Origin of the sequence: Rheinheimera lutimaris (genome assembly GCF_013283795.1) — a bacterium.
Lineage (GTDB): Bacteria > Pseudomonadota > Gammaproteobacteria > Enterobacterales > Alteromonadaceae > Alishewanella > Alishewanella lutimaris.
On sequence record NZ_JABSOD010000010.1, the window covers coordinates 44,398 to 57,663 of the forward strand.

General features: G+C 51.6%; 11 protein-coding genes. 8 read left to right on the forward strand and 3 right to left on the reverse strand.

Going from position 1 to position 13,266, the window contains the following annotated elements; genetic code table 11:
* Positions 1-75 precede the first annotated feature (75 nt).
* From HRH59_RS11535 to HRH59_RS11550, 4 genes are all read left to right on the forward strand, one after another.
* Positions 76-2,208, forward strand: coding sequence for an SEL1-like repeat protein (locus HRH59_RS11535; RefSeq protein WP_231702476.1), 2,133 nt, complete (start codon positions 76-78; stop codon positions 2,206-2,208).
* A gap of 181 nt (positions 2,209-2,389) precedes the next feature.
* Positions 2,390-3,571, forward strand: a complete 1,182-nt coding sequence (locus tag HRH59_RS11540) for a BaiN/RdsA family NAD(P)/FAD-dependent oxidoreductase (protein ID WP_173501419.1) — start codon at positions 2,390-2,392, stop codon at positions 3,569-3,571.
* A 13-nt stretch (positions 3,572-3,584) separates the two neighbouring features.
* Complete coding sequence (locus HRH59_RS11545) at positions 3,585-3,893, forward strand: hypothetical protein (protein WP_173501420.1); 309 nt, start codon at positions 3,585-3,587, stop codon at positions 3,891-3,893.
* A 40-nt stretch (positions 3,894-3,933) separates the two neighbouring features.
* Entirely contained in the window at positions 3,934-4,905 is a 972-nt protein-coding gene (locus HRH59_RS11550) for a DUF4862 family protein (protein ID WP_173501421.1), read from the forward strand.
* Between the two features lie 9 nt (positions 4,906-4,914).
* Here the strand turns inward: HRH59_RS11550 and HRH59_RS11555 are convergent, their stop codons facing one another.
* Together HRH59_RS11555 and HRH59_RS11560 are read right to left on the reverse strand one after the other, a co-directional pair.
* Entirely contained in the window at positions 4,915-6,282 is a 1,368-nt protein-coding gene (locus HRH59_RS11555; RefSeq protein ID WP_173501422.1) for a TrkH family potassium uptake protein, read from the reverse strand.
* Positions 6,279-6,935, reverse strand: coding sequence for a potassium channel family protein (locus HRH59_RS11560; protein WP_173501423.1), 657 nt, complete (start codon positions 6,933-6,935; stop codon positions 6,279-6,281). The genes HRH59_RS11555 and HRH59_RS11560 overlap by 4 nt, the downstream gene beginning before the upstream one ends.
* A 137-nt stretch (positions 6,936-7,072) precedes the next feature.
* On the opposite strand from HRH59_RS11560, the gene HRH59_RS11565 reads away from it, so the two are divergent.
* The 3 genes from HRH59_RS11565 to HRH59_RS11575 are packed head-to-tail and all read left to right on the forward strand — an operon-like array spanning position 7,073 to position 10,364.
* Positions 7,073-8,602, forward strand: a complete 1,530-nt coding sequence (locus HRH59_RS11565; RefSeq protein ID WP_231702477.1) for a TrkH family potassium uptake protein — start codon at positions 7,073-7,075, stop codon at positions 8,600-8,602.
* Positions 8,603-8,614: 12 nt separating this feature from the next.
* Complete coding sequence (locus HRH59_RS11570) at positions 8,615-9,673, forward strand: sensor histidine kinase (protein ID WP_173501424.1); 1,059 nt, start codon at positions 8,615-8,617, stop codon at positions 9,671-9,673.
* A gap of 4 nt (positions 9,674-9,677) precedes the next feature.
* Positions 9,678-10,364: a response regulator transcription factor gene (locus tag HRH59_RS11575; protein ID WP_173501382.1), complete on the forward strand. Its 687-nt coding sequence runs from the start codon at positions 9,678-9,680 to the stop codon at positions 10,362-10,364.
* A gap of 4 nt (positions 10,365-10,368) precedes the next feature.
* On the opposite strand, the gene HRH59_RS11580 is transcribed toward HRH59_RS11575, so the two are convergent.
* A complete protein-coding gene (locus HRH59_RS11580; RefSeq protein ID WP_173501425.1) occupies positions 10,369-12,450 on the reverse strand; it encodes a S9 family peptidase in 2,082 nt (693 codons plus the stop codon).
* A gap of 254 nt (positions 12,451-12,704) precedes the next feature.
* Here HRH59_RS11580 and HRH59_RS11585 point away from each other — a divergent pair, with 254 nt between their 5' ends.
* Complete coding sequence (locus HRH59_RS11585) at positions 12,705-13,262, forward strand: NAD/FAD-utilizing enzyme (protein WP_173501426.1); 558 nt, start codon at positions 12,705-12,707, stop codon at positions 13,260-13,262.
* Positions 13,263-13,266: the final 4 nt, after the last annotated feature.

A 13,266-nucleotide genomic window follows, 5' to 3' on the forward strand; every position in this document is an offset into this window, starting at 1 on the left:
TATAACAACTGTCAGTGAAAGGGGGCATCTATGCGGCTAAACAAAATAATAATAAGCTTAATGGCAGTCAGCTGTATGCTGTCGGCAGAACCGCAACAAAAAATTGCAGCAGCAAAAGCGGCATATCAGCAGGGCGATCATGCCAAAGCGGCCGAGTTATGGCAAAACCTGGCGCTGGAAGGCAATGCCACTGCGCAGTTTGAGCTGGCAAAATTATACTCTCTTGGCCATGGCGTAGAACAAGATGCGTTGCAAGCCGCCTATTGGTTGGAACAAGCAGCATCTGCCAGCACAGATTTTGCCGAGTCAGCCAAAGCGCAGCGTGATATCGCCAATGGTGTAACGCAGTTAAAAGCGCAGCAACAAGCTGCTGAAACCGCGGCTGCGGTGCCAGTTAAACCTGCGGCCGCTAGGGTTACGCCGGCAGTAGCCGTTGTTACGCCAACCACAGTGCCAAATACCCCACCACCCTCCGTTGCTACCGTTACTGTAGCTGCTGCAGCAAAAACAGCGCCAGCGCAAAAAAAATCGGGTCCGGAGCTGCCGGTTAAAGCCCTTGCTGATGCTCGTTTCGATACTGGCCTACGTGCTTTTGAGCGGCAAAATTATGCTGAGGCATTTAGCCATTGGTATCCGCTGGCAGAGACCGGCCTGGTCGATGCACAGTTTAATCTGGCGGCGATGTATGCTAACGGTTACGGCATCAACAGTGATCAATTAGCTGCAGCGCGCTGGTTTAGCGCGGCTGCAGAGCAAGGCATGGCGCAAGCGCAGTATCAACTGGCGGTAGCGCACGCTAATGGTAAAGGTGTGGCACAGGATGATGCGTTAGCGGTGTACTGGTACCAGAAAGCGGCAGAGCAGCAATACAGCCTGGCGCAATACAACCTGGGCTTTATGTATGCCAATGGCAGGGGTGTAACTCAGGATGATACCAGTGCCTTGCTTTGGTACGAGCGTTCGGCAGAGCAGGGGGACGTAGATGCACAGTTTATTGTCGCCGGCCGCTATCAGGATGGCCGTGGTGCTAAAGTTGATGTTAATAAAGCCATAGGCTGGTATCAACGTGCGTTGGCACAAAACCACAGCCGTGCTGCATTTCAATTGGCGCAGTTTTATTTACAGGGCTTAGGTGTTGCAAAAAATGAAAGCCGGGCCTTTGATTTATTCAGCCGCGCTGCTTCGCAAGGGGTGGCAGAAGCTCAGCGTGAAGTCGGTATCAGCTATTCTCTTGGCCGCGGTGTACGTAATAATGACAGTAAAGCGGTAGAACTATTGCAGCAAGCTTGTGACCAGCAGGATATGACGGCGTGCTACTACCTTGGCGTACATGTTACAGAAGGCCGCGGCATTAAGGCCGATGCAGCCCGTGGTATGCAGTTATTTTTGCAAGCTGCCAAAGCCGGCAATGCAGAGACACAATTCCGGTTGGGGCAAATGCTAAGCCAGGGCCAGGGAGTGGCAGTGGATGAAGTTGCCGCTTATAACTGGTTTTTGCAGGCGGCAAAGCAGGGGCACGCCCAGGCGCAATACCTGACCGGCTTGCGGCTGGCCAATGGCACCGGGGTCACACAAAATGATGCTGAAGCAGTAAAATGGTACCGGTTGGCGGCAGCGCAAGGTGTGTTGTATGCACAGTATAATTTGGGCTTTATGTACGGTGCTGGTCGCGGCGTGCCGCAAGACGATGCACAGGCGCTGATTTGGTATATCAAAGTGGCAGAGCAGGGCGATGCTGATGCGCAGTTTAACCTTGGCTTGCGGTTTGAAACCGGTCGCGGTGCGCGTCAGGATGATAACCAGGCGGTAGTGTGGTATCAAAAAGCTGCAGCGCAGAACCATCAGCGGGCTATTGCGCATCTGGGGTATATGTACGAAAAAGGTTATGGCGTAAGTTTGAATGAGCGTAAAGCCTTTGAATTGTATCAGCAGTCGCTGGATGCCAAAGTGCCGCGCGCGTTAACGGCGCTGGGGTTGTTTTATAAAAACGGCCGCCAGGTAAAAGCTGACGATAAAAAAGCAGTAGAGTTATTTGCTCAGGCGGCAGAGCAGGGCTATGCCAATGCGCAGTATAACCTGGGGTGGATGTACGAATATGGCCGCGGCGTCAGCAAAGATCTGGTCAAGGCACGTGACCTGTATCAACTGGCAGCCGCGCAAAGTGAGCCTTTAGCGCAGGCTCAGCTAAGCCGGCTATTGAATCCGTAATATTAAATTAAGAGTGTTGACTATAAGTGACACCGCTATATCTGGAGTCTCTTTATTGTCAAAGCCGGGTTGCAGCCGGGAATCGCACGTTGTATCGCTTTATAGCTGTTGGCATAGATTGCATCCGCCGCCCGAGTCGCCGACAATAGCGGCCTTTGCGTCAATCAGGTAAGCAAGCGTTATGCAGCAGTGGGATGTGATAGTTATAGGTGCCGGCGCGGCGGGCTTAATGTGCGCGATAGAAGCCGGTAAGCGTGGCCGCAGTGTGCTGGTGTTGGATAACGGCAAGCGCGTTGGTCGCAAAATTCTGATGTCGGGCGGTGGCCGCTGTAATTTCACCAATATGTATGCTGCGCCGGAGAATTTTCTGTCGCAAAACAAACATTTCTGTAAATCGGCATTAAGCCGTTACACGCAGTGGGATTTTATCGCCCTGGTGCAAAAGCATGCTATTGCCTATCACGAGAAAACCCTCGGTCAGCTGTTTTGTGATGATTCTGCCAAAGATATTGTCGATATGCTGCTTAGCGAGGCCAAAGCCGCCAATGTGCAAATTGCCCTGCAGCAAAATATCAGCGATGTCAGCTTTGCTGACGGCCAATATACGGTAATTACGCCGGAGCTAAGCCGCCGCTGTCACAGTGTGGTGGTGGCCAGCGGCGGTTTAAGCCTGCCGAATTTAGGCGCTACCGCTTTTGGTTTTCAGCTGGCCGAACAATTTGGTTTAAAGGTGCTGCCACTGCGTGCGGCGCTGGTGCCGCTCACCTGGCAGCCAAGCGATAAAGCCGTGTTTGAAGAAATCAGCGGTGTATCTCTGCCGGTTACGGCAGAAGCCAACGGCACGATGTTCCCTGAAGATATGCTGTTTACCCATCGCGGCTTAAGCGGGCCGGCGATACTGCAAATTTCCAGCTATTGGCAGCCGGGCGATGAGGTGCTGGTGAATATGGCACCGCAAACTGACTTGGTAGAATTTCTGACGGCACAACAGCAAGCACACCCGGAGCAGGAAGTGAAAACTGCGCTGGGCAAATTGCTGCCAAAACGGCTGGTAGAAAAATTGCTGGAGCTTAACGTATTTGCTAACCAGCCGCTTAAAGCGTTGAACCCGAAAAGCATTAAGCAGATTGCCGACAGCCTGCATGGCTATATCTTTAAACCCAATGGCACTGAGGGGTACCGCACGGCAGAAGTGACCATTGGCGGGGTAGACACTGACTATTTATCCTCAAAAACCATGGAAGCCAAACAGCAACCCGGCTTGTACTTTATCGGCGAAGTGGTAGACGTAACCGGTTGGCTCGGTGGCTATAATTTCCAGTGGGCCTGGGCCAGCGGCTGGGTGGCGGGGCAGTATTGTTAAGGTATGTATCAGCATGAAAAAACTCTCCAAAGTACAACTTAAACAACAAGCTGCGGTATTGGATGCGGTCACCAAGCTGGAGCAGCAGGCATTGCTGGATTTGCCCGGCGTAGTGCAGTGCTGGTTTAGCCTGGAATATGAAGCCTTCCCGGTGTCGCTGCTGGTGCGGCTGCAGTTTACTGAGCAGGCGCAACTGGATGCTGCACAGCCACAGTTGCTGGCGTGGCAAAAGCGCTTAAGCGGCTTACTGCTGAAAAAGGGTATAGTGCTGAAAGATATGCGCAAGCACCTGGTGTTTACCTTAAACAGCCCTGATGAATAGCCAGCCCTGACGAATAAGCGTAAAACAGGATAAAAAAACTATGAAATACACTCTTGGCGCTTATGCCGCTTCACCGAATCACAGCGGTTGGGATGCTGCGCTTGAAACGGCGTTTTATAACGAATTAAAAGCGCTGCCTAATGTAAAAGGTCTGGAGCATCCGTTTTTAGGCCGCTTACATCAGCACGATGACGATTGGTTTTTGGCAAATGTCGCCCCGGACTGGGATTATGTGTTTACCTGTATTCCCGGCATTATGAATGCACTGGGGCAAAACCCGTTGTTTGGTATTGCCTCGGATGACGAAGCCGGACGCCTGGCTGCGCTGGATTTTATGCAGCAAGCCTGTGCCGCCATTGGCAAGCTCAATGCCCATTTGGGCCGGGCGGCAGTCACCGCGATTCAAATTCAAACCGCACCGGCACGGCATAAAGCGTCATCTTCTAGGGCGGCGCTTATGGCCTCACTAAACACTATGCTGCAGTGGGACTGGCAAGGGGCGAAAATAGTGATTGAACACTGTGACGCCCTGGTTGACAGTCATGCTCCTTCCAAAGGTTTTTTAACCCTGGGCGATGAGCTTGAGGTAATAACGCAGTTAAATACACAGCTAAACACCAAGCAGCACTTAGGCATGGTAATTAACTGGGGCCGCTCGGTATTTGAAACCCGCCGTGTTGAGGGGGCGTTGGAACATATTCAGGCGGCGCAGGCCGCCGGGGTGTTAAGCGGAGTGATGTTCTCCGGCGTATCGGATCAGGACAGTGAATACGGTGCCTGGCGCGACAGCCATCAGCCACCAAAGCAAAGTGCGCTGGTGCAGCATGGTGAACCCGGCAGTTGGATGACAGAGCAGGCGATGCATAACTGCCTGGCCGCCTGCAATGACCCGCAAGCATTACCGGTGTTGGGGGCGAAAATCGGTATCCGGCCACACAGCGCCGCTATCGCGCAGCGTATCAGTATTGTCCGTGATACGCTGGCGATACTGGATCGCTATTTTAGCCATTAACTCTGTTGCTTAGCCCACTTGAATTTTGGTGTCGGCATAGCGGATTTTGCGCTGCTTGGGTGTGGCAAGAAGATAAGCCAGCGTTAACGGGCCCAGCCGGCCGGCGATCATCAGAAAGATGATGACCAACTGGCCGCTGCTGCTGAGGTTGGCTGTTAAACCCCGCGATAATCCCACGGTACTGAGCGCTGATACGGCTTCAAAAGCAATGTCGAGAAAAGGTGCTTTTTCCAACGCGGTTAAGATAAAGATACTGATAAAAATCAGTGACATCGATACCAGCGCCAACGCCAGTGCTTTTAATACCTGCGCGGCCGGCACGCTGCGTTGTAATAAGCTTACCTCGTCCCTGCGGCGTAAAAACGCATAGGTGGCCATAATAAGTACCACAAAGGTGCCAATTTTAATGCCGCTGGCGGTGCTGAGAGAGCCGCCGCCGATGAACATTAGCAGCAGTGTCAGCACATTGCTGGCGTCGGTCATCTGGCTGTAATCCAGAGTATTAAAACCGGCAGTGCGCGGCGTAACTGCCTGAAACCATGCGGCTAAGGCCTGGTCTTTCACCGGCAGGTTAGCCAGCGTAGCTGGGTTGTTTGCTTCCAGCAGCCAGATCAGGCAAAAAGCCAGCAGGTTTATAATAACTGTGGCCAGCAGCACTATGCGGGTGTTGGTGCTGAGTAAGCGCCAACGTCGCTGCTTGTTAATATCAATCATCACGGTAAAGCCGATGCCTCCGACAATAAACAAGCCTGTGATGATCAGGTTTACGGCTATATCGCTGGCATACGGCATCAGGCTGGCACTGCTAAGCGCAAAACCAGCGTTATTAAAGGCAGAGATAGTATAAAAAAAGCTATGATACAGCGCGGTGCTAAAGCCCAACTCATCCCACCAGACCCGGGTAAGTAGTGTTATACCGACCAATTCAATTAACAGTGAGTACAGCAATACAGCTTTGGCAGTTTGTGCCACTTGCGCCAGGCTGGTTTGGTTCATCGCCTCCTGCGCAATTTTTTGTTGAGTGAGGCCAATTTTGGCACCCAAGCTAATGGCAGCTACTACGGCAAAGGTCATAAACCCCAAGCCGCCGGCCTGGATTAACAGTGCAATAACCACTTGGCCAAACAGAGTGAATTGGGTTCCGGTATCTACCACCACCAGGCCGGTAACGGTAACTGCAGATGTGGCGGTAAATAGTGCCTGCAGCATACTGATGGGAGTGGTGGTAGCCAAAGGCAGTAATAACAGCGCTGTACCGGCAATAATAAGCGCCAGAAAGCCAAGTGTAAGTAATGCTGGCGGGCTTAAGTTGACAGTAGCGCGTGCCAGAGGAGCCGTCCGGACATACGGCATGTGCTGTGGTAACCAGTTTTTCATGCTGTCAGCTTCGGTGCCAGTGACTTCAGAATATCCAGCGAGCCGGCCAGCACCAATCTATCTTGGTGTTCCAGCACAAAGTCGCTTGCCAGCGGCGAGAACAGCTTATCACGGCGTTTTACCAGCACGGCTTTAACAAAGGCGTTAGCGTCAGCCAGTAAGGCGGCTACGGTGATGCCTTGCAGGCGTTGAGTAATATCTATTTCAACCAGGTATTGGTTATTGCCCAGCGCCAGGTATTGGTTCACCATCGGATAATTCAGCGCTTGAGCTACTTTAACGCCCATTTCTTCTTCCGGATGAATAATGCGGCTTACCCCTAAGCGCGATAAAATCATATGGTGTGCTTTAGAGGTCGCTTTTACCCAAATTTGCTCAATGCCCATATTTTTTAAATGCAGCACGCATAAAATACTGGCTTCAAGGTCCTCGCCAATAGCCACCAGTACCGCGTCGCAGCGCTGAATATCCAACTCCTGCAGGGCCTGTTCATCGGTTACATCGGCTATTACTGCATGGCTTAGCTGATCTGCCAGCCTATTGATAAATTTTGTATTGTTATCTACCCCGATCACTTGATGCCCAAGTCGCATCAATTCTATTGAGGCGGCTGCACCAAACCGACCCAAACCAAACACTGCAAACTGCGCCATTGCTATAAATCCATGCTGCAAAAGCCGATATTAAAGACCTAACCGGCTGCTAAGTCAGCCGGTAGCCGTTAATCTTTATAAAATCTTTATATTGCACTACTGAATCTTTAGAAAAGCTTTATAACCCCGCCGGCCCAATGGCGTTACGCTTGCGCTATTCATTTCTGCTGCGGTATATCGTGATGTCCGGCTATTCTTTTGTGCTTGGCGATACCGAGGTTCAAAACAAGCATTTTTTTTATCGCGTCACAGGGTATCTGCTTATTTTTCTCAGTGTGGCGCAGTTTGTCACCATGGCAATAAGCTTTGTGCTGCACGACCGTGCGTTCTGGAACTTTCTGTTGGCGGGCACGGTAACCCTGAGTGTTGGCGGTGTGCTGGTGGTGCGCTCGGGCGGTGCGGTAAAGTTGAAGAAGCGGTATCTGTTTTTACTCACCACTTTGTGTTGGTTATCGGTGTGTGTGTTCTCTGCTTTACCGCTCTATCTTAGTGTACCCGGGCTTAGTGTAACTGACGCCTGGTTTGAAACGGTGTCGGCCATTACTACCACCGGCTCTACAGTGTTAAGTGGCCTGGATACGATGCCAAAGGCTGTGTTGTTGTGGCGGGCGATACTGCAGTGGATTGGCGGCATTGGTATTATTGTTATGGCGATAGCGATACTGCCGGCACTTAAAATAGGCGGTATGAAGCTGTTTAAAACCGAAAGCTCGGATATTTCAGAGAAAATACTGCCGCGCAGCAGCAGTTTATCCGGCTCCATTTTAATGGTGTATCTGGCGATCAGTGTGGCGGCGGCTGTCAGCTATTATGCCGGTGGTATGTCACTGTTTGATGCTGTTACCCATGCCATGACATCGGCCGCCACCGGTGGTTTTGCTAATTACGATGCGTCCTTTGGTCATTTTAACGATAAACCCTGGTTACTTTGGTTCAGCAGCGTTTGGATGGCGTTGGCAGCGCTGCCTTTTGTACTGTTTGTTGGTATGGTACGCGGCGATAAGTGGGCGTTGCTGCGCGACCCGCAGGTAAAAGCCTTTATCGCTATAGTACTGGTAGCTGCCGTGCTGCTGTCCGGTTACCAAATGGTACATGATGAGCGCGATTGGTTTTCGGCGCTAACCCATAGTTTGTTTAATGTGGTGTCGGTGATCACCACCTGTGGCTATGCCTCGGAGGATTACACCTTGTGGGGTAGCATGGCAGTGGTGCTGTTTTTCTATCTGACATTCAGCGGCGGTTGCTCAGGCTCGACATCCGGTGGCTTGAAAATTTTCCGCACGCAATTATCCGGTTATATGCTGCTGAAACAGCTGAACCTGCTAATTCACCCTAATGCGGTACGGACACAGCAATACGGCGGTAAAAAAGTCGATGACAGCCTGCTAAGTGCGGTATTGGCGTTTGCCTTTGTGTATTTTGCTACCATAGCGGCATTAGCGCTGGTGTTATCCATGTATAATCTGGATTTTGTTACTGCGTTAACCGGCGCTGCTACTGCGGTAGGTAATGTTGGTCCCGGGCTGGGCGAAGTAATTGGTCCGGCCGGCAACTTTGCGTCCTTACCTGATGGTGCTAAATGGTGGCTGACGTTTGGCATGCTGTTGGGCCGGCTGGAAATTTTAACCATGTTGTTACTGTTTACGCCAATGTACTGGCGTTACTAAGGCTGCTAAACGATGAAACTGAGCCACGCCGGGCATTTTTCTATCTGGCTGCTGTTGTTATTGGCATTGGTCGTCCCGGTAATGCTGGCGCTACTACTATTGCCGGCCAGGGCACTGCTTAATACTACCGATGTGGCCATGCTGCAGTTATTGTGGGTAACCTGGGTGGCGCAACAGGCAGGCCAGCGCTGGGCAGTTATTACTACTGTTAGCAGCGTGCTGCTGCTGAACTGGTTTTTTGTTGAGCCCTATAACACGCTGTACATTAACCATATCGATTATCTTATTACCTTTATTGTTATGTTGTTATTGGGCAGCTTCATCGGCCGTTTGTCCGGTCGGCTTCGTGTTGAATTGGCGCGGGCAAAAAAGCATATGCGCCAGCGCCAACTGCTGGCCGGTAAGAATCGTCAGGCCAGGTTTCAGGCCGAGCTGGAGCACAGCCGCGCTATGCTGCTGCGCTCCATTTCGCATGATCTGCGCACACCGTTGGCGACCATTATGGGTGCATCCAGCATGCTGGCCGACAGCGAACTGACGCTGAGTAACGAAGAGATACGCGAGCAGGCCGGCAATATTTATCGTCAAAGCGGCTTGTTGAGCGAGCATTTTGACAAGGTGATGGAGTTAAGCCGGGTGCAGCAGCCACAGCGTACCTTAGCCCGGGCCGACCTCGATGTCGCTGATGTGGTATCGGCCGCCATCAGCCGCCGCGTGCAGTTACTCAGCCATCAGCCTTTACAAATCCAGCTTAGCAATAATACTCATTGCCTGGCCGACAGTACCCTGCTGGAAATTGCGCTTGCCAATATGCTGGAAAACGCCGTACGTCATGGTGCTGCGCCGGTATCGGTAAGTTTTAATCAGGACAATGGCTACTATCATTTACGCGTCAGCAATGCTATCGCCAGCCATAGCAGGGCGCAGCGCGACAGCGGCACCGGGCTGGGTACCGCTATTTGCAAAGCCGTTATGCAGTTGCACGGAGGGCAGTTCAGTTTGCAGAGCAACAATAACCAGACCATGCTGGCGCAGCTGCGCTGGCCGGCAACAACCGATACCGCGGAGTAAAACAGTGGCTGAAACCATACTGGTATTAGAGGATGACCCGGCGATGCAAAGCTTTCTCAGTACCTTACTGAAAAGCCATCAGCATAAAGTGCTGAGTTTTACTGCCGGTTTGCCGGCTTTGCAATGTTTGGTGACTGAGCCGGCGGAGCTTATTTTGCTTGATTTGGGCTTGAGCGATATGGATGGTCAGGAGTGGCTGCAACAGTTGCGTGGCTGGTGCGACACACCGGTGATCGTGATATCTGCCCGGCACAGCGAGCAGGATAAGGTTCAGGCGCTGGATAACGGCGCCAATGATTATGTAACCAAGCCGTTTAGTGCTGCTGAGCTAATGGCGCGTATCAGGGCGAATTTGCGCAAGACAGCCGACGTGCGGCAGGTATTTGCTTTTGGTGAGGTACAGCTGGACCCTGTAAGCCGCACGGTACAGCGCAGCGGGCAAGCGGTACATCTGACTAAAACTGAATATGACATCCTGTTACTGCTGATGCAGCATGCAGACAAGGTATTGACACACAACCAGATCCTTACCCGGGTATGGGGCAAAGCTTACATTGACCGGCCGGAATATGTACGGGTGCATATGGCACAGTTACGGCAAAAGTTAGAAGCAAATCCGGCAGCGCCGGCGTTTTTAAAAACAGAATCCGGTGTCGGCTATCGGTTAACCCTGGCCGCCACCGGAGTGTAACTACTTAGTTTGACGGTGTGCGGTATTTCTCAAACCACGCCAGCATATACTCGACTTTTTCAATCATCCGGCCCGGGCGATTTGATATACCGTGTGGTGAACCCGGAATGCGTACCAGCGCAGTATCAATCCGGCGCAGTTTAAGTGCCTGATAAAACTGCTCTGATTCAGAAATCGGTGTACGTCTGTCCTGCTCACCGGTAATTAAAATGGTCGGGGTTCGCACGTTGCCAACCAAACTCAGCGGTGAGCGTTGCCAGTAATGCTCGACGTTTTCCCATGGTACCCCCGGGAACTGATGAAACGTTTGATATGTGTAAGAGTCGCCGGTCAGCACCTTGCTTAACCAGTTAATAATCGGTTTTACCACCGCAGCGGCTTTGTAGCGGTTGGTCAGGCCGATAGCGTAAGCGGTAGCAATGCCGCCGGCCGAACCACCGCCGATAAACAGGTTGTTTTCGTCGACAAAACCCAATTTCAGCATCGCGTTTACACCACTGTCGTGGTCGGCGTAATCTTCCGGTGAACTGTATTTATTGTGCAGCAACATGGCAAAACGCTCACCGTAAGAAGAACTGCCGCGATGGTTATCATAAAACACCACATAACCTTCTTTGGCATAGCGCTGCATTTCGGCACTCCACTGCGGGCCGTAAGCTAAATGCGGGCCGCCGTGAATTTCCAGCAAAAGCGGGTATTTTTTTGTTGGATCAAAATCCGGCGGTGTCATGTACCAGCCCTGGATTTCTTCGCCATCAAATGACGATTTGTACGTAATCTCATGTACCTGCGCCAGCTTTTTGTGGCCAAGCAAATCCTCGTTCAATGCAGTAAGTACTGTGCTTTTACCTTTTTGCAGCACAGCGACGTCGCTTGGGCGTTGGCTGCTGCCGTGGGTATAGGCAATGATGCCATTGTCAGATACGCTGTACTGACCGCTTAAATAAGGCTGCGGTTGCGACACACCGCCCAGGCTGGCAGTAAGGTCGGTAATTTTGCCTTTGTTGCTAAGGGTTGCCAGTTTGCGTTGGCCACGGTCGTCATACTGCACCACAAAGCTTGAGTTGCTCAGCCAGTTCGGGTTTTGAATGCTGCGGTCAAAATCGGCCGCAATATCGCTGATAGTATTGTTGCTAAGCGAAAGCACTTTTAATTTGCTGTTACTGTAGGGTACCAGCGCATTGCTTTGCCATAAAAATGCCAGTTGCTTACCGTCGGGTGAAAACACCGGTGCCGACTCATCGCCTGGCATAGTCGTTAACGCGCTTAAGGCGCCGCTGGTTAAGTCCAGCCGGTACAGGTTGCTGTCGCGTGGCTGATACTCCCATTCCGCGTCCAAATTAGCAGAAAATACCAGTGCTTTGCTGTCCGGGGTAAAGCTTAAATCACTACCATAATGGAAATCGCCGGCGGTTAGCTGGCGCTCAGTACCGCCGCTGGCCGGTAAAACAAAGATTTGACGGAACTGTGGCTTTAAAAAGCCCTGGCCATCGGCTTGATAGCGCACGCGATCCAGCACCACCGCTGGTTCAGACCATTTAGCCCCGGCCGGTTTTTTAACCTTTTTTACCCGTTGCTTTACATCCGCTTCGCTGGCATCGACATTCATGGTAAAGGCCAGTTGTTTACCATCCGGCGCCCATGTCAGGTTAGACGGGCTTTGCCGCAATGTGGATAACTGTGCAGTTTTGTTTTCGGCCAGATAATGCAGGTGAATTTGCCGTGAGCCACTCATATCTGAGATAAACGCCAGCTGTTGGCTATCGGCCGACCAGCGTGGTTGGCTGTAGTTAAACTTGTCGGCAAACAACGGTAACTCACGGCCGGTTTTTACATCCAGTAACCACAGGCGGGTGCGGGTGCTGTCGGTCATAATGTCGTTGCTGGCCCGCACATAAACAATTTTGCTGCCATCGGGCGATATTTGTACGTCACTGGCGTATTCCAGCGCAAAAATATCTTCAGCTTCAAAATAAGCGCTGCCGGCGTTCGGCATCGGTGCCGCTGCCCGGCTGATTGGTTCTTCAGCGCACAGCGGTGTGCTGCTAAGCAGTGTTGCCAATATGGCAACAGTAAAAGTTCGCATAGAGTCCACCCGGATAAAAGATTAATACATTTTGCGCCTCAACCTAACCCGAACCGGGCGCTACAGCAAACCCAATAGCGGTAGGGAGCCGGTTTTCAGCGGCATAACGATAACGCAGTAAGCTGAACAAAAACAATGAACAGGCTAAAAAGTGTACAGTTTTGTTAATTGCTGCCTATACTTTGCTATTGAAACCCGCGGCCAATTTTGGTGCGCAGCTTACAACAGCAGGTTTCTTTTTGGAGGACCGGGCAATGTTAAGACGTTATTTTATCAGTGATGACCTGGACGATTTGGCCGTAATTGAACAGGAGCTGGAAGCACAGGGTATAGCGACGCCGCAAATACATGTGTTAAGCGAAAATGATGCTGAAGTCGGGTTACATCATTTACATGAAGTAGCCCCCGTGCTGAAAAGCGATGTTGTGCATGCCACTGAAGTAGGGGCTGTTATTGGTGCCGTTGGGGCAGTGTTGGTGTTGGCGTTGGCGTGGTTTATGGGCTGGACCGATACTTCAGCCGGCTGGATCCCGTTTATCTTCCTTGCCATAGTGGTGCTGGGCTTTTGTACCTGGGAGGGCGGTTTTATTGGTATTCAGCAGCCTAATGTTAACTTTAAGCGTTTTCAGGAACTGCTGCATCAGGGTAAGCATGTGTTGTTTATCGACATTGAGCCTGAGCAGGAAGTTGTGATGAAAAAAGTGCTGGGTAAACATCCGCGGTTGCAAAGTGCCGGTGACGGGGATGCAACACCGGGTTGGGTGGTACGCAGCCAGCAATTTTTCCGCCGCTTTGTTAAAGCCATGCCTTAGCCGG

Excerpts from the sequence above, each read along its gene's own strand:
- HRH59_RS11570 (WP_173501424.1), top strand. The coding sequence starts at position 8,615 with ATGAAACTGAGCCACGCCGGGCATTTTTCTATCTGGCTGCTGTTGTTA.
- HRH59_RS11565 (WP_231702477.1), top strand. The coding sequence starts at position 7,073 with ATGGCGTTACGCTTGCGCTATTCATTTCTGCTGCGGTATATCGTGATG.
- HRH59_RS11535 (WP_231702476.1), top strand. The coding sequence starts at position 76 with ATGCTGTCGGCAGAACCGCAACAAAAAATTGCAGCAGCAAAAGCGGCA.
- HRH59_RS11580 (WP_173501425.1), bottom strand. The coding sequence starts at position 12,450 with ATGCGAACTTTTACTGTTGCCATATTGGCAACACTGCTTAGCAGCACA.
- HRH59_RS11540 (WP_173501419.1), top strand. The coding sequence starts at position 2,390 with ATGCAGCAGTGGGATGTGATAGTTATAGGTGCCGGCGCGGCGGGCTTA.
- HRH59_RS11560 (WP_173501423.1), bottom strand. The coding sequence starts at position 6,935 with ATGGCGCAGTTTGCAGTGTTTGGTTTGGGTCGGTTTGGTGCAGCCGCC.
- HRH59_RS11550 (WP_173501421.1), top strand. The coding sequence starts at position 3,934 with ATGAAATACACTCTTGGCGCTTATGCCGCTTCACCGAATCACAGCGGT.
- HRH59_RS11555 (WP_173501422.1), bottom strand. The coding sequence starts at position 6,282 with ATGAAAAACTGGTTACCACAGCACATGCCGTATGTCCGGACGGCTCCT.
- HRH59_RS11545 (WP_173501420.1), top strand. The coding sequence starts at position 3,585 with ATGAAAAAACTCTCCAAAGTACAACTTAAACAACAAGCTGCGGTATTG.
- HRH59_RS11585 (WP_173501426.1), top strand. The coding sequence starts at position 12,705 with ATGTTAAGACGTTATTTTATCAGTGATGACCTGGACGATTTGGCCGTA.